Genomic DNA, 18,877 nt, shown 5'->3' on the forward strand with positions numbered 1-18,877 from the left:
GCGGTAGCAACCGCACGCCAGTCGTCAATCTGTCCCACGCCAACATGAAGGCAAAAACAGGACGATATGGCCCTGTGCAAATGAAAGGACCATCGCGCAATGGCTGACTTCTCGTCACGCAAGCGGGAGGCGGAAAGCCGCCTTGTAGAACTGAAACACATGCACGGCATCGCCATGCTTGACGGCAAGCCTTTCGACCTTGCCGAGATGGCCGATGTCGAGCGTGAGCTTTCCGGCCTGGAGGCCGCCGAAGGTGAAGCCGTCCGCCGCGAGCGCCTTGAAGCAGCCAAGACTGAGGAAGCCCGCCTCGAAGGCTTGCGGCAAACCCTGATAGTTGTGGAGGAACACCGCCTCGAAGCCGCTGACCGCGCTGAAAAGGCCGCTCGCGACGTGGCAGAAGCCTTAAAAGAATTCCGTCTTCGCAGCGCCGACGCAGCTCGCCTGCTTCGTGCGCTGGGGGTGAACAACGTCCTTGCTCTGGACGAGACCGATCACAGGATGAGTTGGCGCCTCACGGCAGCGCTGAAGCCGCTGGTCGGCCATGTCCGCCGCTTCGGCCAAATCGTCTTTCCGGAAGCTCGCAGCCCCTACGACCAGCCTTGGCGCGCCGAAGAACAGGCGATCGCCGGCCGCTACATTTCCAAAGCTCTCAAAGGAGACATGCAGTGAAGAACAACAACCCGCTGACGCCCATCCTGAAGGGGAAGGCAGCAATCGAATCCTACGTGATCGAACACTGGATCTGCCACCCCAACGGTGACCGGCTGGAAAAGCGCGCCTCGTTCGAAGAGGCAAAAGCCCGCGCCAAGGAATTGCTCGCAAAGGGAGTATTCTGATGAACAAGGCAATTGACCCGGCCTCGCTGAAATCCGCCAGCAGGCAAACCCCCGATATCGATCCTGCCCGCGTCTCACTACAGAACGCCGGCCAGATTTGGCGCGAATTCATGGTTCGCTGCCCAGCGGACATGGTTTCCGACGACCTGAAGCACCCTGAAATCTGGCGCAGGCTGCAGGTATCGGGCAGCCGCAACGCGCTGAAGAAACATGACCGGGTTTATGTCGTCTCCTATGACGAGGCCTGGGTTGCTGAAGCGATTGTGGCGAGTGCAGACGGCAAAGGCGCCGTGCTGGCGAAGCCACGCATCACGACCATGCCCGAGCGCTACGACAAGCTCTTCCAGGATGACAAATATCGGGTTGCGTGGAATGGGCATGGCTACGTTGTGGAGCGCAAGGCTGACGGTCATGTGATGACGGCCGCCGTAGCGAATCCCGATCTCGCAGCACGCCTCCTGACCCAACTTTATCCGGCGAGGGCTGCCTGATGGCGACGACAAACGGAGTACAGGTCTCTGACCCCGATATCCATGTCATGCGCTACAAATGGCTGGCAATCCCGAATGGCAACCAAGGGAATGCGGTTTCCCTCAACACCTATCAGGACAGAACCGTCCAGGTGTTTGGCACCTTCGGCGCGGCTGGGTCGGTCACAATCCAGGGGTCGAACGACGGCGGCACGACTTGGACCACGCTGACAGATCCTCTTGGCAACGCGCTGACGTTCACAGCGGCGGGAATGAAGCCAATCGGTATGCTGTCGCACCAGACCCGGCCTAGCGTCACAGCAGGGGACGGCACCACGGCAATCAGTGTGTGGATGCACGCGAGAGGGGGCAACAAATGAGCAACGAACTTACCATTTCCGAGGATTCTGGCGAGGCCCGAGCAGGCTCTGCGACAGAAGGCTTTACGACCGGGAACCAGGGGACTGATTTTGCCTCTCGGCTTCCTGAGCCCGGTCGTAAGGCAGAAATCGCCCGCATCATGGCAACCGACATCCACCGGTACTATGACGAGAAACTTGACGCGGAATACGCTGCCTTGCTGGAGGCCGAGCAGTCGGAAATCAACCCCGACCTGATCAATCCGACACGGCCGATGGATGCCCATCAATCCCGCACCGCTCTCTGCAGTTCGGAGGCCGGCCGCAGGTTGGTTTCCGACTGGGACGAGATGGGCGGTTTTCGCACTCACCTGAGCCACGTCCAGGCCGATGTCGGTAACATGGTCAAGGCAATGGGCGGGAATCGAGAGCAGCGCGTCTTCATGGAGCGTTTTGATCGCGATCTGCCGGAAGAGGCGCGGTACGCCGTCTATGCGGAAATTGCAGCCGGCCCGAGCATCTATGTGACCCCGGCGCCAGCGGCAGAAGTGAAGCGGTTTCAGGCTACCCCGGCAGGCAGCACCCTTGTCGCGGAATGGGGCTCTTTCGCTCCTGAAAAGGTGGCGATGCTGCGAGCCCGCGCCAAGCGGCTGACCGACAATCTGACCGACGACGAGGCGCATGGATTCTGGTTCTGGCTGGACGAGCTGCAGCCGGCAATTGCCGCGGTGATTTTCCGCAAGATGGCGGGGTGATCGATGATCGCCTTCCACGGCTCGCCCCACCTGTTCGGTGACCACGGATGTAGTGGCACCGGCAGGACTTAAGTCGCGGACAGTACCGGCCGCGCGGCGAAAAAATCCGAGAAATGCACCCAAGTGCGAATTTTTTGGCCAATTGCCAAGCCTTGGTATTGCATTTTAAAGGATCTCGCGGCGTATGCTGCCAAAACGAAAAATGCTGGGGGACTCGGGCTGCAATGATTGAACGCGACGAATTCTTTCCGAATTCCGAGCGCGTGATTTACGCAAGATCGCCATTGGTCCAGGTCATCTGCCAAATTCGCTTTCCGAAAATACTCCGCATTGAGGCCAGTCCGCCGGCCGATTTTCAGGACCAGGTTCGGGATCTTTATCCCATAGTCGAGCAGCAGCTTCCGCCGGGGATGCAAGATCTGCCGCCCGAAGTGGCAAAAATGCTCGGTGCCGCCGGCCCGCTAAAATCGCAATATCAGTTTTTGTCACAGGACAGGGCAACAACGATTGCTTTGGCACCAGACGCCCTGTCGGTGACCTCGTCCAACTACAGCAGATGGGAAGATTTTGAAGCCCCTGTCAAACTGGCGATCGATGCGCTTAGCAACATATATAAGCCAAGTTTCCTCACGAGAATCGGCCTGCGATACCAAAATGCAGTGGTGCCCGGCGATTTCGGCATCGAAGGATCGCCTTGGGCGGCGCTGTTGAGCAAAAATGTTCTCGGCGGGTTGGCCCACCCTGGATTTTCGAATGACCGAATTACTGAGGCCTTCAGCGTCGTTAGAGCGATGCTGCCTGGTCAGCAAGAAGGCATTCTTCTACAGCACGGCCTCGGACAACGTGAAAACGGACCCGACAAAGCCTACGTATTTGATATAGACTGCTACACGGAGAAGCAGAATGACGTCGCTAGTACGCATTCCCACCTGCGAAGATTCAACGCTCGGGCGAGATACGCCTTCCGGTGGTGCATTTCCGACTTTCTTCATGACACACTTGGACCAAAGCCCGTCGCTGAAATGGTCCGTCACTGATCACGGGATTGAATCTCAGGCAAACTTCGTGACGAACATTGAGGTCACTGGGCGCGCAAGCAATTTGCCCATCTCCGCCGCCTACAGGGCGGTCTGCCTATATGTCTTGGGGCAGTTACGGGGCACCGCTCTTCGCGAGGCGTGCGAGGCGCTCAGTGGCATCTATGAGTTCGATCAAGCTAGGCTCGCGGCGGATCGGAGGCCTGTTATCGATCAGCCGCAGAAACGCGTCATGGCAAAGAATGTTCGGCGGGTCGAACGTCAGCCGCTTACCTTCACAGACTGATTGGGCATGACCGCGGGGGAGGTCGCTGTCCAACTGCCATCGGGACCGTCGATATACGCGACGGTCGATCCGAACTTGGAGTTTCGCCAAGGCGAAATTATCTCTGGCATCGTTCAGTATCGCTACTATCCCGAGGACGGCAGCGTCGAAGAAATTCCCCACGCATATGCCCTCATAGCGTCGCAAGATTGCGACCTTCTGCAGGATCATAATAGCAAAGTAGCCACTGGTCTTAGCCAGTTGAACAGCGTTTTGCTCTATGAAGCGCACGAAACTCCTGTACTCCGTGGCCAAGTGGCCGGCAGCGATATCTGGAAGCGGATTGTTCAGAATAATGACGAGCGATACCACGCTTTAGAGGCTGCCCACGCACGATTTGATCTCTGTAATGTGGGCTTGCCCGACCTAGTCGTTGACTTTCGACGGTTCTTTAGTATTTCACCGGCGGACTTAGCAAAACAAATTCAGGCTGGCACGGCGATGCGAAGGTGTCGTCTGGAGATGCCTTACCGTGAGCAGTTTCAAACACGGGCGGCATTTTACCTTCAACGGGTCGGAGTCCCAGAACCTCATAAGATTGCAAAGGTGGCGAGCCCAGCCTGAGCCTCCCCGTTCAAAAACCCGCTTTTTTTGTTTGCTGAACTAGGCCTTATCAACAAGCCGCGTCTTCCGCTTCGGCGCCACATGGCCTTCCACCAATCGCACGTGCTCGGCGTCGACGGTCACCAGCGGCCGGAGACTAATGGTCACTTTCTCGCCATCGACCCGCGTGACTTGGCCGGTCAATTCCATGTTTTGCCCGATCACTGCTTTCGAAGTCGAATCGACAACGGAATGCGGGAAGGCATTGGAAGGAATCGTCACGCTGATGCGATCGGGTGTCACCCGACCGCGCACAACCGCCGTGACGGCGACCTCGTCGCCAACTTTGATATTTCCCCGAGCCATGTGCAAGACTCTGGGGCGGGCGGCTGCGGCGTCAAGATGAGAGGTTGCTAAGAAATGAGCACACTCGGCATGACGTTTCTCGACAAGTGGGTGGCCAAGCAGCTGCCCATTGTGGCGCTGGAAGATTCCGATCACCATCGGTGACTTGAAAGACCAGTTGATGACAGCTGCCGAGAAGGCCGGCATCGACGCCGACGAAATCAACGGCGAGGTTGAAACCGTCTTCGAACTGCTCTTAGAGGTGATGCGGCGGCGACAGGTGCGCGAAGCTGGGCATTAGCCCGGAGGCTTCTCCCGGGGCTGTGCCGGCCCTGTCCCGTTCCATTGGATGAACTGCGCCTTCCGGCCGGTGATGGTCTCAATCGACTTCAACAGGGGTCCATGGACCTCACGTAGAGCTTGGTAGTGTTCGCCGTGGTACGCCAGGAGCGGTCCGACGATGCTCTTGTGCAGCGCTTCGGCTGCCGCCAGGAAGCGCTCGATTTCAGCCTGTGAAAGCCGTTCGGAAGGTTTGGTTCTGGCCATTGGCGATCTCCGTTGAAGGGGTTCGCCGCAACGAGGACAATAATCCTACACATCGTCCTGACTTACAAGCGCAGACACAAAAAAGCCCCGTCGCAGACTGAGCGTGGGGCTTCGTGTGATTTTCGCGGCTCCGCTCGGGAGAGATCGACGGCTTGTCTATGCAAGCTCTGAACACGGCAGCCGGCCAGAGCCTCTCTACTGCTAGAATTTCATCGCGACGCCGACGCGGAAGTCGTGCGTCTGAACCGTGTGTTCGAGTGTGCACCCGCCACCGCAATATTCTAGCGATTTCTTGCCAAAGAAGGAGAAATCATACTCTCCGCGCAAAAACACGTTGTGGGTGAGTGCGACGTCTAAACCTGCTCCAACGATGCCGCCTACCAAGGTGGCATCGCGCTCCGCGTCACCGCCTGGATAGAACGTCTTCAACTTTGCGGCGGTTACCCCCGCCGTGACGAACGGCATGTACGCTCCCATGTCCATGCCGACCCGACCCTTTACAGAGCCAAACAACCCGGTGGAAGCGTCGAGGACGCCTGGGCCTGGAATGTCGTTGAAGGTGTTCTTCTTGAAGCGGTACCCAAGCTCGCCTTCGACGCCGTAGACAATCTTGCCCGACTGGAAGTTATAGCCCGCAAAGCCGCCGATTGTTGCCGAGCCGGGGCTGTGAGTAGCTCCGGCGCCAATGTTCGGCTCATGGATCTTGTAGTGTTCCAGCGTTCCCGCGCCGAAGATACCAGCGTAAGGTCCTTGCCAGGTCCATTCGGGGGTGTCCACAGGAGCAGTAATGGTGTCGGCGGCGATTGCCGGCGCGGTCACCGAAAGCGCGATAAGTGAAGCGAAAAGAAAGGCTTTCATCGGAATCCCCAGCACAATGTCAGGAACTTAGTGCCATAAACCTGCAACCTTGTATGTAGCTAGTAAGCCACACCTGTCGGCTAAGTTGCCGCCGTTGAGTCCGTCGACGTGAATTGAAGGGATCGCCGGCCAGTCGACTATGAAGGTTTGCTCGCTGGGAGCATCAGCGCCACGGCATTTCGGCCACCGGGAGAGTGGCACTGCGCGCGTCTAGGGGCGCGCTTCACTGGTTGCGGCAAACTCGGCGTCTTCACTAAGCCCATTGCCTCACGCTGGCGGGCTTTCCCACATTATGGTTTTGCGCGCTTAAGAGAAAGACGAGTTTCCGCTACGTTTGCCAATGCCTCGCGGCGAATCCGTGTGGTTAGCTTTTGCATTATCAGCTTGGCAACGTCCGGAGCATTTTCTGACTCGACTAGGTCCTGCAACTGCTCTGCTTCGGTCCCACAACTTGCCATCGAGGCTTCCGCGATGTCCACCATGCTGCCATCTAGTTGAGTATATTGGCTCGACTGAACCTGCACACATGCGCTGTACGCCATGACTCTCATGTTCGCCACGCTCTGCGTCTGGGCAGAGGCTGGAACGAGCCAAAGGCAGAGCGACATGGCGACGATTGTTTTCTGCCAGTGCATGATCCTCTCCCGAGCCTGCGATGTTGGGACAATTGCTGGAGAACAAGCGAACGGAAGCTGCCTCACGGTGGCGGACTTTAGCGCGCCATCCAGCCTTCGGGGCCGCCAACCGGTCGCGCTTTGATGCTTTCGAGCAGCTTCCGTTTTCTCTCTGCCTCGGCTGCGTCTGCAGCTATTTGCTTCGATTGATCGCCATCAGGCAACCTCAGCGGCACTGCGAATACGACTCTGCTCACGGTCTGAGATTTGCTGTCCTTGCCCCCCTCAGCGCCGATCCCCCAAACCCTGATAGATCCTTTGCCGCCCACAGACGTTTCGGCTGTCACTGCGACGTCAAAGTCAACGCGCGCGAAAACGCCGAATTCAGGCAGCGCAGATAGATTGCTGCCCAGAACGCCAGGGAACGCCGCATTCACATTCTTTCCGATATCGGTGCCTTGGGCCTTGGCGATGCCCGAAAGGATTTGCCCCAGGGTTTCAGAAATGAATTCGTCCAAGTCCATCGCAAGTCGCCTTTATTGTTGATCCGTCAAGTCAACGCAGCAGAGATACGTCTTACGGTGGTGGGCTTATGAAATCGCTTGTCGTCACGGTAACGCTGCCGTTTTCATTGAACCGCTTAGCGTCGTACTTTTCAGAAGCCTTGTCCTGAACGGCCTCCAAGCCATAGTCTTCGATTGCTTCCGTCGAGGTGACAACCACCACGCGTTCTTCCCCGTCTAATGCTTCAAGCAAAAGCTCAAACTCGCTGCTGTTTCCTCGCTCACCCGTAAAAATCAAACCCATAATTCCTCCTCCAAGCCGAAAACGGAGTGTGACAGGAATCACGAAGCGCGACAAACGCCGGCAGAGAATTGGCCAAACGTTGGACAGGGACGGGGAATTTTCTGCTAAGTGCTTGAAATGTCTGGTACGCCCAAGGGGAATCGAACCCCTGTTACCGCCGTGAAAGGGCGGTGTCCTAACCGCTAGACGATGGGCGCGCTCAGACGAAGCGGCTTATAATTGCGTTGTTGCCAACCGGCAACCCATCAGCCGCCAGATGCGGAAACTTTTTTCAAGAGGGGCGAAAACGGCCAGTTTGGTGAGCCAGCGCAGGTTTTCTGGCCTCGCGTCGTTGCACATCTTTGGACGAACGCGCCGCGCAGTCGTCATCCTCGCGTCTGCGCTGCGTCGCTGCGCTCCTTGCTTCGCCATAGGATGACGAAGTCGCGGGTGCCTCGGCAAATCTCGAACGTCGCTGATAGGTAATCGGAAAAAACGGCGGGCTGCTAACAGCCCCTCGGCCCGTTTGCCGAATGGGGATGCTAACCCCGCCGGCGGCAGCGCCAGTTCCAGTCGCGCTCGGGGCCGACGTCGACGTGAACGGATTCGGTATGGCAGTAGGTGCCGACGCCGCCGCGGCCGGGCATGGTTCGGATGTAGCTCGCCAGTTCCCATTTGGAGACGCCGGGAACCTGGATGTCGGCGGCGGCGCAATACATGTGCAGCGAATTCTTGGCGCCGTTGGCGCGGCGGTTGCGGGCCGGGTCGCGGTAGCCTGATGTGACCATCATCTTGCGGCCGTAATGGCCTTCGATGGTCTTCAGCACACGCACCAGCGACGGCTTCAGGCAGGCGACGTCGACGCTCTCGTTTTGCTTCAACAGGCCATTGGGCGCCAGCCGGGCGAGGCCGGCGGCGGAGGCCACCTGATAGGCGCCGCCCGAACCCTCGTCCTCGTTCAGGTCGACGTCGCTTTCGTCGTCGAGGCCGGATTTGCGCTTGATCTCGAACAGCGCCGTCTGGCGCACGCCGGGCAAGGCATCGCTGCCGGTGATGTGGTTGCTCTCGTTGCCAAGCGAGGCAAGCTGCAAGGGCTTGTCGGCGGAATTGGCTGACGCTAGCGTGATGATCGGCTTTGCCGGGACGGCCTTCTGGGAAGCAACCGCAGGCTGTTCGCCCGAGCGCGAGTTGACCAGCGGAGCAGGTGCCGCCGAGGTTGGCGTGGTGCTGAACAGTGAGGCCAGGAAGCCCTTCTTCGGCGTGTCGATCTGCTGGGGCGCGGCGGTCACGTAGACCTCGTTGGTCGCGGGTGCCGCTGCCGTCGCTTTCGGTGCGGTCACGCCGGCATCGGCGGCGGCGATCTTCTGCGCCACGGCGTCCGTTGCGGCCGCGGTCTGTGCTGACTGCTGCAGCGACTGCGGCGTCTGGCCGACAATGGTTTCGGAGCCGGCGGGAACATTGACCGGGAAGCCGGTGCCGGGCTTGGCCACCGGCACATAGGCGACCTGCTCGGGCAGTGTCGCATCGCCCGCTGCCGTCATCATCATCTGCGGCCCGGTGGATGTGACCTGCACGGTCGAATCGCCCGGCGCCGCAGGGCTGGCGCCGGAAGCCGCGGCGATGTCAGAAGCGGTCGCGTTGTAGCCAGGCATGCCGGCGGACATTGTGGGGTCGCCAGCGGAGGTGCAGGACGCCAGAAGCACGGAGAAAAGCGCTGCCGCTATAGTGCGACCTTCTCTCCCCGCGAGACGCGATCCTACTGATTTCAAAACTAGATTCCCCCTCGGTGTCCGGTCGGCCTGCTATTGGTGCGGCGTCGAAACGTTCACATCCAATAACCTTGTGTTCCCAAACCGGAAACGAGACTTGTGTCAATTCTGCAAGCCTCTGAATTATTTGCTCGTTGGAGGCCAATTGAGGCTTCTTGAAGGTTGACGACACCATTTCGCCCCGTTTTGCCGGCCCGTCAACTCACCAGACATTACATTCCGTTACACACAGGCACCTGCAAAAGGTGCCGGCGTTACACGCGGACCTTCACATAGGTGCCGGGGGCATCACCCAGGGTTTTCATATTCTTGCCCGGTTTGCGGGCCGGAACGAGGGTGTCGTCCTGGGTTTCGATCCAGTGCTGCCAGTGCGTCCACCAGGAGCCGGGATGCTCCACCGCCGAGGCGAGCCACTGGCCAAAATCGCCCGTCGGTTTGCCGCCGGTCCAGTACTGGTATTTCTTGGCTGCCGGCGGGTTGACGACACCGGCAATGTGGCCGGAACCAGCCATCACAAACTCGACGTCGCCGCCGAAATATTGCGAGCCGAGAAACACCGAAAGGGCCGGCGCGATGTGATCTTCCTTCGACGCCAGGTTGTAGACCGGGATGGTGACGTCGGCCAGCGACACAGTGCGGCCGGCGAGTTCCATCACGCCACGAGTCAGATTGTTCTCGAGATAACAGTTGCGCAGGTAGAAGGAGTGGTTTGCAGCCGCCATGCGGGTGGAATCGGCGTTCCAGTAGAGCAGGTCGAAGGGCAGGGGATCCTTGCCGCGCATGTAATTGTTGATGACATAAGGCCAGATCAGGTCGCCCGAGCGCAGCATGTTGAAGGCGGTCGCCATCTTGGTGCCGTCGAGGTAGCCCTTTTCGTTCATCGATTTCTCGACCGCTGCCACCTGGTCCTCATCGACGAAGACTTTCAGGTCGCCGGCATGGGTGAAGTCGACCTGCGTGGTGAAGAAGGTCGCCGATTTGATGCGGTTGTCGCCTTCCTGTGCCAGCAGTGCGAGTGCGGCCGCCAGCAGCGTGCCGCCGACGCAATAGCCGATGGCGTTGGCCTCTTTCTCGCCGGTCGCCTTCTCGATCATGTCGAGGCCGTATTGCAGGCCTTCCCGTATGTAAGCTTCCCAGCCCTTGGCGCCGTGCCGCTCGTCGGGATTGATCCAGGAGATGACGAACACGGTATGGCCTTGCTCGATCGCCCAGCGGATGAAGGACTTTTGCGGGTTGAGATCGAGGATGTAGAACTTGTTGATCCAGGGCGGGCAGATCAGCAGCGGGCGCTTGAGCACCGTCTCCGTCGTCGGATCGTACTGGATAATTTCGGCGACATCGCTGCGGCCGACCACCTTGCCGGGAGATGTCGCGACGTTCTTGCCGATCTCGAAGGGCGAATAGTCAGCTTGTCTCAGCTTCAGGTCGCCCTTGCCGGCGGCGATGTCTTCGGCCAGCATCTTCATGCCGCGCACCAGGTTTTCTCCATTCGAGGCGACGGTTTCTCGAAACAGCTCCGGATTGGTCAGGATGAAGTTCGACGGCGAGATGGCATTGGACACCTGCTTGACGTAGAAGCTCGCCTTGTGGCGGGTGTGGTCGTCGAGGCCTTCGGCGTGCTCGACCAGGTCGGCCGCCCAGCGCGAGGTGACGAGATAGGCCTGTTTGAGGAAATCGAAGAAAGCGTTGCGACCCCATTCGGGGTCTTGAAAACGCTTGTCGCCGCGCTCGGGCTTGACCGCATCGTCCGGCGCTTCGGCATTCGGGCTAACCTTCTGGATGGCGTTGCCCCAGACCGTCATGTAGCCGGCGAACAGTCGCGTCTGCGCTTCCAGCGCGCGTTGCGGGTCGGCCAGCCAATATTCGCTGAGCTTGGAAAAGGTTTTGACCATGTCGACCACGGGTTCGGCGACATGATCGCGCACCTCGCCTTTTTCGCGCGGCTCGGCCCAGGCCGAGGCGGCTTTGCCGGCCTGTTCGACCATGCGCGCCATGTTCAACGCGAAGCGTTCCGGGTCTTTCACCAGATATTGCTCGACGGTCGAAGATTGATCATCTTCCGCTTTGCTCGAATCAGGTGTTTTGGACATGGCTCGCGGGGTTCCTCCCGAGGCGTTTTCTTGACATATTATCATGGGACATCTGACCGGGTCCAATGCGCTGTACCCCGGCTGCCAGGAAAACAATATGACGATTAACACCGGCGAGACCATTTTTTCGGGAGCAGGCCGCTTTTGCCGCATCGCGGTTGCAATCGCCTGTCTGGCGCCAGGGCTGCTGGCGGCAAGTGGCTGCACGAGCGCCAACACCGGCAACGGGATGAATGTCGGCCTGACCCAGGGCGCGCAGGACACCGGCTCTTATCCCAATCTCAACATCCCACCGCAGGTGGCGGCAAAGCAACTCACCCCTGAGGAGACGCAGGCCAAGCTTGCCCAGTTGAAGGGCGAACAGCAGGGGCAAGTGGCCAAGGGCGGCGGCGGTGCCCCGTCCACCAGCCCGGCGGCGCTGAATTCGCTGGCGAAGAACCATGGCAAGGACACGCTGAAGCAGATCGAAGCCAAATGCGATCCCGCCCTCGACCCTACCTGCAAATAAGGCTATATCGCGCGCCGAAAGCGGTCTTTGCCAAGGGCGCCTAGCCAAGCCAACTGTGCTGAAGCCAATCTTAAATCGTCTGGAACTGACATGGAAGAATTTCACAAGGTCCGCCGGCTTCCGCCCTACGTGTTCGAGCAGGTCAACCGGCTGAAGGCCAGCGCCCGTTCGCGCGGCGCTGACATTATCGACCTTGGCATGGGCAATCCCGACCTGCCGACTCCGAAGGCGATCGTCGACAAATTGTGCGAAGTGGTGCGCGATCCGCGCACGCATCGCTATTCCTCCTCGCGCGGCATCCCAGGTCTGCGCCGCGCCCAGGCCGCCTATTATCAGCGCCGTTTCGGCGTGAAGCTCAATCCCGACACGCAGGTGGTGGCGACGCTCGGTTCGAAGGAAGGCTTCGCCAATATGGCGCAGGCGATCACCGCGCCGGGCGACGTGATCCTGTGCCCCAACCCGACCTATCCGATCCATGCTTTCGGCTTCATCATGTCGGGCGGCGTCATCCGTTCGCTGCAGGTCGAGCCGGATGACGGCTTCATCCCGGCGCTCGAGCGCGGTGTCCGTCATTCGATCCCGAAGCCACTGGCATTGATCCTCAACTATCCGTCTAACCCGACGGCGCTGGTCGCCTCGCTCGATTTCTACAAGGACGTGGTCGCCTTCGCCAAGAAGAACGACATCATCATCCTGTCGGACCTTGCCTATTCGGAGATCTATTTCGACGGCAATCCGCCGCCTTCGGTGCTGCAAGTGCCGGGCGCCATCGATGTCTGCGTCGAGTTCACCTCGATGTCGAAGACCTTCTCCATGCCCGGCTGGCGCATGGGCTTTGCCGTCGGCAATGAGCGGCTGATCTCGGCGTTGACGCGGGTGAAGTCCTATCTCGACTACGGCGCCTTCACGCCGATCCAGGTGGCGGCGGCGCATGCGCTGAATGGCGACGGCGCCGACATCGCCGAAGTGCGCGAGGTCTATTTGAAGCGCCGCGACGTCATGGTCGATGCCTTCAGCCGCGCCGGCTGGACCATTCCGGCACCGGCTGCCTCGATGTTCGCCTGGGCGCCGATCCCGGAGCCGTTCAAGCATCTCGGCTCGCTTGAGTTTTCCAAGCTCCTGATCGAGCACGCCGACGTGGCGGTGGCGCCGGGCATCGGCTTTGGCGAGCATGGCGACGATCACGTCCGCATCGCGCTGGTCGAGAACGAGCACCGGATCCGGCAGGCGGCGCGCAACATCAAGCGCTTCCTGGCGTCCAGCGCCAAGCAGCCGAACAATGTGGTGCCGCTCGCCGCGCATCGCTAAAGTCGCCGCACATCTTATTCGAGTAGATTTTTTGAGGGGCGTCGCCGGGCATGGCTGAAGCGTTGCGTGTTGGAATTGCGGGTCTGGGTACGGTCGGCGCCTCGGTGGCGCGCGTGCTGCGCGACAAGGCAGCGGAGCTGACGCGCCAGTGCGGACGCGATGTCATCGTCACGACCGTTTCCGCGCGCGATCCCAAGCGCGACCGTGGCGTCGACCTCAGCGCCGCCAAATGGTTCGACGATCCGATCAAGATGGCGCAGGCCGCCGATATCGACGTCTTCGTCGAACTGATCGGCGGCGACGAAGGGGCAGCGCGCGCGTCGGTCAAGGCAGCACTTGAAGCCGGACGTCATGTCGTCACCGCCAACAAGGCGCTGTTGGCCAAGCACGGCGTGGCGCTTGCCGAAATCGCCGAGAAGAGGGGCGTGCTGCTCAACTACGAGGCGGCAGTTGCCGGCGGCATCCCGGTCATCAAGACGATGCGCGAGGCGATGGCCGGCAATTCGGTCACCCGCGTTTTCGGCATCCTCAACGGCACCTGCAACTACATCCTGACCCGCATGGAGGCCGAGGGCATCTCCTTCGACGAGTGCCTGAAGGACGCGCAACGGCTGGGCTACGCCGAAGCCGATCCGACTTTCGATATCGAGGGCCATGACACGGCGCATAAATTGTCGATCCTGACCAGCCTGGCCTTCGGCACCAGGATCGCCGCCAACGACATCTACATGGAAGGCATTTCCAATATCAGCCAGGCCGATATCCGCGCCGCGGGCGACCTTGGCTACCGGATAAAATTGCTCGGCGTCGCGCAGCGCACCGACAGCGGCATCGAACAGCGTGTGCACCCGACCATGGTGCCGACCGCGTCGGTGATCGCACAGGTGCATGGCGTGACCAATGCGGTGGCCATCGAAACCGACATTCTGGGCGAGCTGCTGCTCTCCGGCCCCGGCGCCGGCGGCAACGCCACCGCGTCCGCCGTGGTCGGCGATATCGCCGACATTGCCAAGAGCCGGCCGGGCTTCCAGCACGGTCCGGTGTTCGGCCTGCCGGCCAAGGAACTGCGGCCCTACAAGAAGGCGCAGATGCGCAGCCATGCCGGCGGCTATTTCATCCGACTGACCGTGCATGATCGCATCGGCGTCTTTGCCGCGATCGCCAAGCGCATGGCCGACAACGACATTTCGCTGGAATCGATCGTCCAGCATGCCGTCAGCGGTGAGACCGACGCGCAAAAGACGGTGATCCTGGTCACCCACGAGACGACGGAAGCAGCGGTGCGCAAGGCTGTCGACGGCATCACCAAGGACGGCCACCTCACAGACAAGCCGCAGGTTATCCGCATCGAGCGTGCGGGCTAGGCCAAGTCATTTTTCTCCTTTAACCGATTGATGCTGCTGCTGAAAAGTGGTTTCAGACGCCATAATGCTCTATCTCTTTGATTTGGAGCCGGATTGAGATTTCAGGTCGAACCCACCAATCATCATCGGGCTCTGGCGGAGGCGTGAGTCGCGAGATCAAGGCGTCACCAGGATGTGGAAAAGTTTTGAGACTTTCCTGTTTAGCCGTCGCATATTGCCGGAAATGACAATCTATAGATTACGCCTCCTATGACGGGCGACAAACGCTTCTTCCTCGATGTCAGGCAGTCGGCGACCGGTGTTTCCTGGGAACACCGGTTGAGCGAGCGGCAGGACATGACTGCGCTCGCCATAGCGCAGGGCCACGGCGTGCCCGACATTGTGGCGCGCGTGCTCGCCGGGCGCGGCGTGACCGCGGACCAGGCCGAGCGCTTCCTCGATCCGACGATCCGCAATCTGTTGCCGGATCCGGCTTCGCTGACCGACATGGGCAAGGCTGCGACCCGCATCGCCGAAGCGGTCATGGCCAAGGAGAAGGTGGCAATCTTCGGCGACTACGATGTCGACGGCGCCGCCTCTTCGGCGTTGCTCAAACGCTTCCTGACGCATTTCTTGGTGCCTTCGGAGATCTACATTCCCGACCGCATCTTCGAGGGCTACGGCCCCAATCCGGAGGCTATGCGCGAACTGGTCTCGCGCGGCGCGACGCTGATCGTCACCGTCGATTGCGGCACCAACAGCGCTGTCTCCATTGATGCCGCCAAGGCCGCAGGCGCCGATGTGGTGGTGCTCGACCACCATCAGGTCGGCGGCCCGCTGCCGGAGGCGACCGCGGTCGTCAATCCCAATCGCGAGGACGACCTTTCCGGGCAAGGCCATCTGTGCGCCGCCGGTGTCGTCTTCCTCACTCTGGTGCAGACGGCGAGGGTCCTGCGCAGCCGATTGCCCGACGCAGCGCCACCGGACCTGTTGTCGTTGCTCGACTTGGCGGCGCTGGCCACGGTTTGCGATGTGGTGCCGCTCATCGGCGTGAACCGCGCTTTCGTCGTCAAGGGACTACAGATGGCGCGGCAGCAGAAGAATGAGGGGCTCGCCACACTGGCGCGGGTGTCCCGCATTGGTGAGCCGATAAGCACCTTTCATCTCGCCTATCTGATTGGGCCGCGCATCAATGCCGGCGGCCGCATCGGCGATGCAGCACTTGGCAGCCGGCTGCTCGCCACCGACGATCCGGTTGAGGCCAGGACCATTGCCGAGACACTCGACCGGCTCAACCAGGAACGCCAGCAGATGGAGCTGGAGATGCTGGCAGCGGCGCGCGCCGAGGCTGACGCCGAACTTGCCGGCGGCAACGGGCCGGCCATCATCGTCACCGCCAGCACCAATTGGCATCCCGGCATTGTCGGCTTGATCGCCTCGCGGCTGAAGGACCATGCGCGGCGGCCGGCCTTCGCCATCGCCTTCAACGCCAATGGCATCGGCACCGGATCCGGCCGTTCGGTGTCGGGCTTCGATCTCGGACGGCTGGTGCGCGCAGCCGCCGATGCCGGGCTGATCGTCAAGGGCGGCGGCCACGGCATGGCCGCCGGCATCACGGTGGAACGCGCCAAGCTCGGCGAACTCCGTGCTTTCTTCGAGGAGCGCGCGGCGGCCGAAGTGTTCCGGCTGCAGGACGAAGAAAGTCTGGCCGTCGACGGCGCGCTCGCCGCCGAGGGCGCGACGATTGCTTTGCTCGATGCACTGGAAAAGGCCGGGCCTTTCGGCGCCGGCCATGTCGCGCCGGTGTTCGCGCTGCCGCGCCATCAGCTGGCCGACGCGCGGGCCGTCGGCACCAACCACATCCGGGCCGATCTGCAGTCGGAAAGCGGCGGCCGCATCCAGGGCATCGCCTTTCGATCCGTCGATACCGCGCTGGGCGAATTCCTGTTCAAGAACAGGGGCAACACGATCCATGTAGCCGGCTCGCTGTCGGGGAATTATTGGAACGGCAACCGCACGGTGCAGTTCCGCATCACCGATGCGGCCAAAGCCTGACATTGCCGAATTGGTTTAAGCGAGAACCGTCTGCAGCCGCTTCAACTCGCTGATCTGCGCCATCGTCGCCTGGTAACCGACGCTGATCGCCTCATCCGCGCGGTGGAATTCGGTCAAGCCGATATGGCTGAGTTTCGGTTGGAGCGACATGTCGGGCGGATCGCCCGCCAGCCTTGCGCGTGAAATCCGGTCCTGGATGATGTTGAAAGCTTCGACCATGACGCCGGTGATGCCGAGACGGCTTTGGTGCGGCTGGTGGTCGGGGCTGGCCTGGCCTGGCCGGGGCGCGTCCTTCTCGATGAGCAGTTCGCCGGCGCTGTGCTTGATGACGGCGGCGCGGCCGAACAGATCGTAGTGAAGGTTGACCGCGACGACCAGCGGCTGCTCGTAGGCGCGGCAGACCGAAACCGGAACCGGGTTGACCAGCGCGCCGTCGACCAGAATGCGGCCGTTGCAATTCACCGGTTCGAACACGCCGGGCAGCGCATAGGAAGCCCGCATCGCGGTGATCAGCGAACCGCTGGACAGCCAGATCTCATGGCCGGTGCGAATTTCGGCGCCAACGGCGACGAACGGTTTCGTCAGATCCTCGAAGCGGATGCCTGCCATGTGCTCGCGCAGCCTGACGTCCAGTTTCATACCGCCGAACAGGCCGCTGCCGCGCAGATTGAGATCGAGCAGGCCGAAGATGCGCCGCTTGGTCAGGCTGCGGGCGAACTCCTCGAGTTCGTCCAGCTTGCCGGCGAGATAGCAGCCGCCAACCAGCGCGCCGATCGAGGTGCCGGCGATCATTGAGACTTCGATGCCGGCTTCGTCGAGCGCGCGCAGCACGCCAATGTGCGCCCAGCCGCGTGCGCAGCCGCCGCCCAGCGCGAGCGAAATGCCTGTCTTGCCCGCAGGTTGCGGGTCAGGCACGCCGCCGGACGATGAGGGGCCATTGGCCTCCCGCACGTCCGGTCTGCTACGCAATGACGCCCACTCGAGCATCATGATCTCCCTTGTCCCGCGTCCGTTCTACAGGAAGGACGTTTGAGAATAGTGAATATGAGTGGTTTGCGACTGTTGAATGGTTCACGCGGGCTTCCGATACGTTTTTTCCGCATCGAACAGCGGCGTGCTGCCATCGCCGGCAAGCGTTGCCTTGCCGCCGATTAGCCCCACCGTCCGATAAAAACATGAACGCCGGCCGGTGTGACAAGTTGCGTCGTGGCCCAACACTTTGACGCGCAACCATATGGCGTCCTGGTCACAATCCGTGAGCATCTCGACGACCGTCTGAAAATTGCCTGATGTTTCGCCCTTCTTCCACAGCGTGCTGCGCGAGCGCGACCAGTAGTGCGCGATGCCGGTTTCGAGCGTCAGCGCCAGCGCCTCGGGATTCATATGCGCGACCATCAGCAGCATACCGTCAGCGGCGTCGGTGACGACGACGGTGACCAACCCGGCAGCATCGAAGCGCGGGGAAAACACCGCGCCTTCTTCGAGAGCCTTCTTGTCTGATGGAGCCGTGGGAAATGTTAGTGCCGACATCGCGGGTCCTTGATCTAGCGATGCCGGCGAGGGGCTTACGCCCCGAGGCCGCGCACCATGGTGACGAAACGGACCTGTTCCTCGGGCGTGTCCTTGAACACGCCGGTGAAGGTCGAGGTCAGCGTGGTGGAGCCCTGCTTGCGGATGCCGCGCATGGCCATGCACATATGCTCGGCCTCGATCATGACGGCGACACCGCGCGGATTGAGCACGTCCTGGATGACGCCGGCGATCTGTGCGGTCATGGCCTCCTGAGTCTGCAGGCGATGGGCGAAGATATCGACGACGCGCGCGATCTTGGACAGGCCGACGACCTTGCCGTCCGGGAGGTAGCCGACATGCGCCTTGCCGATGATCGGCACCATGTGGTGCTCGCAATGCGAGTGGAACTGGATGTCCCTGACGATGACGAGATCGTCATAGCCGGCTACTTCCTCGAAGGTGCGGCCGAGTTCTTCGGCCGGGCACATGTCATAGCCGTTGAACATTTCGAGAAAGGCCTTGGTGACGCGCTTGGGCGTGTCGATCAGGCCCTCGCGGTCCGGATTGTCGCCGGTCCAGCGCAACAGCGTGCGCACGGCGGCCTCGACCTCGGCTTCGCTCGGCCTGTCGGTGACCGGCCTGTCCAGATAGTCGGAAGGGGGCATGATTTTCTTGATGACGGCATCCATAAAGGCGTCTCCCGTAGTTCCTCTCTCAGGAGGAACGAGTTGAACGGACCACGACCTTTCGGGTGCTGAAAACTCGCCCGGTTTCCAGCCCGCAAGCGGCGTGAACGAAATGGGCAAGGACGATGGCTC

The 18,877-nt window shown here is 60.9% G+C and carries 23 protein-coding genes and 1 tRNA gene; 12 read left to right on the plus strand and 12 right to left on the minus strand.

Going from position 1 to position 18,877, the window contains the following annotated elements; translation table 11 throughout:
* Positions 1-99 precede the first annotated feature (99 nt).
* The 7 genes from NLY43_RS31465 to NLY43_RS31495 all read left to right on the plus strand — a co-directional run bounded on the left by NLY43_RS31465 (position 100) and on the right by NLY43_RS31495 (position 4,346).
* Positions 100-669, plus strand: coding sequence for a hypothetical protein (locus NLY43_RS31465; protein WP_156935489.1), 570 nt, complete (start codon positions 100-102; stop codon positions 667-669).
* Positions 666-836 carry a hypothetical protein gene (locus NLY43_RS31470; protein WP_023688255.1) on the plus strand — a complete coding sequence of 57 codons (171 nt, stop codon included), beginning with the start codon at positions 666-668 and terminating at the stop codon, positions 834-836. Before NLY43_RS31465 ends, NLY43_RS31470 begins: the two co-directional genes overlap by 4 nt.
* The gene (locus NLY43_RS31475) at positions 836-1,327 is read left to right on the plus strand and encodes a hypothetical protein (protein ID WP_023710667.1); all 492 of its coding nucleotides are present in this window, start codon (positions 836-838) and stop codon (positions 1,325-1,327) included. Before NLY43_RS31470 ends, NLY43_RS31475 begins: the two co-directional genes overlap by 1 nt.
* Positions 1,327-1,686: a hypothetical protein gene (locus tag NLY43_RS31480; RefSeq protein WP_023688257.1), complete on the plus strand. Its 360-nt coding sequence runs from the start codon at positions 1,327-1,329 to the stop codon at positions 1,684-1,686. The genes NLY43_RS31475 and NLY43_RS31480 overlap by 1 nt, the downstream gene beginning before the upstream one ends.
* Positions 1,683-2,420, plus strand: a complete 738-nt coding sequence (locus NLY43_RS31485) for a hypothetical protein (RefSeq protein WP_023710666.1) — start codon at positions 1,683-1,685, stop codon at positions 2,418-2,420. The genes NLY43_RS31480 and NLY43_RS31485 overlap by 4 nt, the downstream gene beginning before the upstream one ends.
* Before the next feature lie 224 nt (positions 2,421-2,644).
* Positions 2,645-3,457 (plus strand): TIGR04255 family protein, encoded by an 813-nt coding sequence (locus NLY43_RS31490; RefSeq protein WP_023688259.1) that lies wholly within the window; start codon positions 2,645-2,647, stop codon positions 3,455-3,457.
* Positions 3,458-3,749: 292 nt separating this feature from the next.
* Positions 3,750-4,346 (plus strand): hypothetical protein, encoded by a 597-nt coding sequence (locus tag NLY43_RS31495; RefSeq protein WP_156935490.1) that lies wholly within the window; start codon positions 3,750-3,752, stop codon positions 4,344-4,346.
* A 39-nt stretch (positions 4,347-4,385) separates the two neighbouring features.
* Here NLY43_RS31495 and NLY43_RS31500 read toward each other — a convergent pair whose 3' ends face one another.
* Positions 4,386-4,691, minus strand: a complete 306-nt coding sequence (locus NLY43_RS31500; protein WP_023688261.1) for a hypothetical protein — start codon at positions 4,689-4,691, stop codon at positions 4,386-4,388.
* A 109-nt stretch (positions 4,692-4,800) separates the two neighbouring features.
* Here NLY43_RS31500 and NLY43_RS31505 point away from each other — a divergent pair, with 109 nt between their 5' ends.
* The gene (locus NLY43_RS31505) at positions 4,801-4,971 is read left to right on the plus strand and encodes a DUF768 domain-containing protein (protein WP_023688262.1); all 171 of its coding nucleotides are present in this window, start codon (positions 4,801-4,803) and stop codon (positions 4,969-4,971) included.
* Here the strand turns inward: NLY43_RS31505 and NLY43_RS31510 are convergent.
* The 8 genes from NLY43_RS31510 to phaC form a co-directional block, all read right to left on the minus strand.
* Positions 4,968-5,216 carry a hypothetical protein gene (locus NLY43_RS31510; protein WP_023688263.1) on the minus strand — a complete coding sequence of 83 codons (249 nt, stop codon included), beginning with the start codon at positions 5,214-5,216 and terminating at the stop codon, positions 4,968-4,970. The two genes, NLY43_RS31505 and NLY43_RS31510, sit on opposite strands and share 4 nt — an antisense overlap.
* Positions 5,217-5,417: 201 nt before the next feature.
* On the minus strand, positions 5,418-6,074 hold the full coding sequence (locus NLY43_RS31515; protein ID WP_023688264.1) for an outer membrane protein: 657 nt from the start codon (positions 6,072-6,074) through the stop codon (positions 5,418-5,420).
* 290 nt (positions 6,075-6,364) lie between these two features.
* Positions 6,365-6,709, minus strand: coding sequence for a hypothetical protein (locus NLY43_RS31520; RefSeq protein WP_023710663.1), 345 nt, complete (start codon positions 6,707-6,709; stop codon positions 6,365-6,367).
* A gap of 77 nt (positions 6,710-6,786) precedes the next feature.
* Entirely contained in the window at positions 6,787-7,212 is a 426-nt protein-coding gene (locus NLY43_RS31525; protein ID WP_023688266.1) for a trypco2 family protein, read from the minus strand.
* Positions 7,213-7,264: 52 nt separating this feature from the next.
* The gene (locus tag NLY43_RS31530; RefSeq protein ID WP_023710662.1) at positions 7,265-7,495 is read right to left on the minus strand and encodes a hypothetical protein; all 231 of its coding nucleotides are present in this window, start codon (positions 7,493-7,495) and stop codon (positions 7,265-7,267) included.
* Between the two features lie 122 nt (positions 7,496-7,617).
* Positions 7,618-7,692 (minus strand) — tRNA-Glu (locus NLY43_RS31535).
* 324 nt (positions 7,693-8,016) lie between these two features.
* Positions 8,017-9,138 (minus strand): D-Ala-D-Ala carboxypeptidase family metallohydrolase, encoded by a 1,122-nt coding sequence (locus NLY43_RS31540; protein WP_245261858.1) that lies wholly within the window; start codon positions 9,136-9,138, stop codon positions 8,017-8,019.
* Positions 9,139-9,497: 359 nt separating this feature from the next.
* A complete protein-coding gene (gene phaC, locus NLY43_RS31545; protein ID WP_023710661.1) occupies positions 9,498-11,333 on the minus strand; it encodes a class I poly(R)-hydroxyalkanoic acid synthase in 1,836 nt (611 codons plus the stop codon).
* Between the two features lie 97 nt (positions 11,334-11,430).
* Here phaC and NLY43_RS31550 point away from each other — a divergent pair, with 97 nt between their 5' ends.
* The 4 genes from NLY43_RS31550 (at position 11,431) to recJ (ending at position 16,547) form a co-directional block, all read left to right on the plus strand.
* Positions 11,431-11,841: a hypothetical protein gene (locus NLY43_RS31550; RefSeq protein WP_023667627.1), complete on the plus strand. Its 411-nt coding sequence runs from the start codon at positions 11,431-11,433 to the stop codon at positions 11,839-11,841.
* A gap of 90 nt (positions 11,842-11,931) precedes the next feature.
* Positions 11,932-13,149 (plus strand): LL-diaminopimelate aminotransferase, encoded by a 1,218-nt coding sequence (locus tag NLY43_RS31555; protein WP_023681615.1) that lies wholly within the window; start codon positions 11,932-11,934, stop codon positions 13,147-13,149.
* Between the two features lie 50 nt (positions 13,150-13,199).
* Positions 13,200-14,513 carry a homoserine dehydrogenase gene (locus NLY43_RS31560; protein ID WP_023695460.1) on the plus strand — a complete coding sequence of 438 codons (1,314 nt, stop codon included), beginning with the start codon at positions 13,200-13,202 and terminating at the stop codon, positions 14,511-14,513.
* 249 nt (positions 14,514-14,762) lie between these two features.
* Entirely contained in the window at positions 14,763-16,547 is a 1,785-nt protein-coding gene (recJ, locus tag NLY43_RS31565; protein WP_023710660.1) for a single-stranded-DNA-specific exonuclease RecJ, read from the plus strand.
* Between the two features lie 15 nt (positions 16,548-16,562).
* On the opposite strand, the gene NLY43_RS31570 is transcribed toward recJ, so the two are convergent.
* The 3 genes from NLY43_RS31570 to folE form a co-directional block, all read right to left on the minus strand.
* A complete protein-coding gene (locus NLY43_RS31570; RefSeq protein WP_023667624.1) occupies positions 16,563-17,534 on the minus strand; it encodes a patatin family protein in 972 nt (323 codons plus the stop codon).
* 84 nt (positions 17,535-17,618) lie between these two features.
* The gene (gene hisI / locus NLY43_RS31575) at positions 17,619-18,077 is read right to left on the minus strand and encodes a phosphoribosyl-AMP cyclohydrolase (protein ID WP_023710659.1); all 459 of its coding nucleotides are present in this window, start codon (positions 18,075-18,077) and stop codon (positions 17,619-17,621) included.
* Positions 18,078-18,112: 35 nt separating this feature from the next.
* Entirely contained in the window at positions 18,113-18,748 is a 636-nt protein-coding gene (folE, locus tag NLY43_RS31580; protein ID WP_023710658.1) for a GTP cyclohydrolase I FolE, read from the minus strand.
* Between the last annotated feature and the right edge of the window lie 129 nt (positions 18,749-18,877).

Source organism: Mesorhizobium sp. C416B (assembly GCF_030323165.1).
GTDB lineage: Bacteria > Pseudomonadota > Alphaproteobacteria > Rhizobiales > Rhizobiaceae > Mesorhizobium.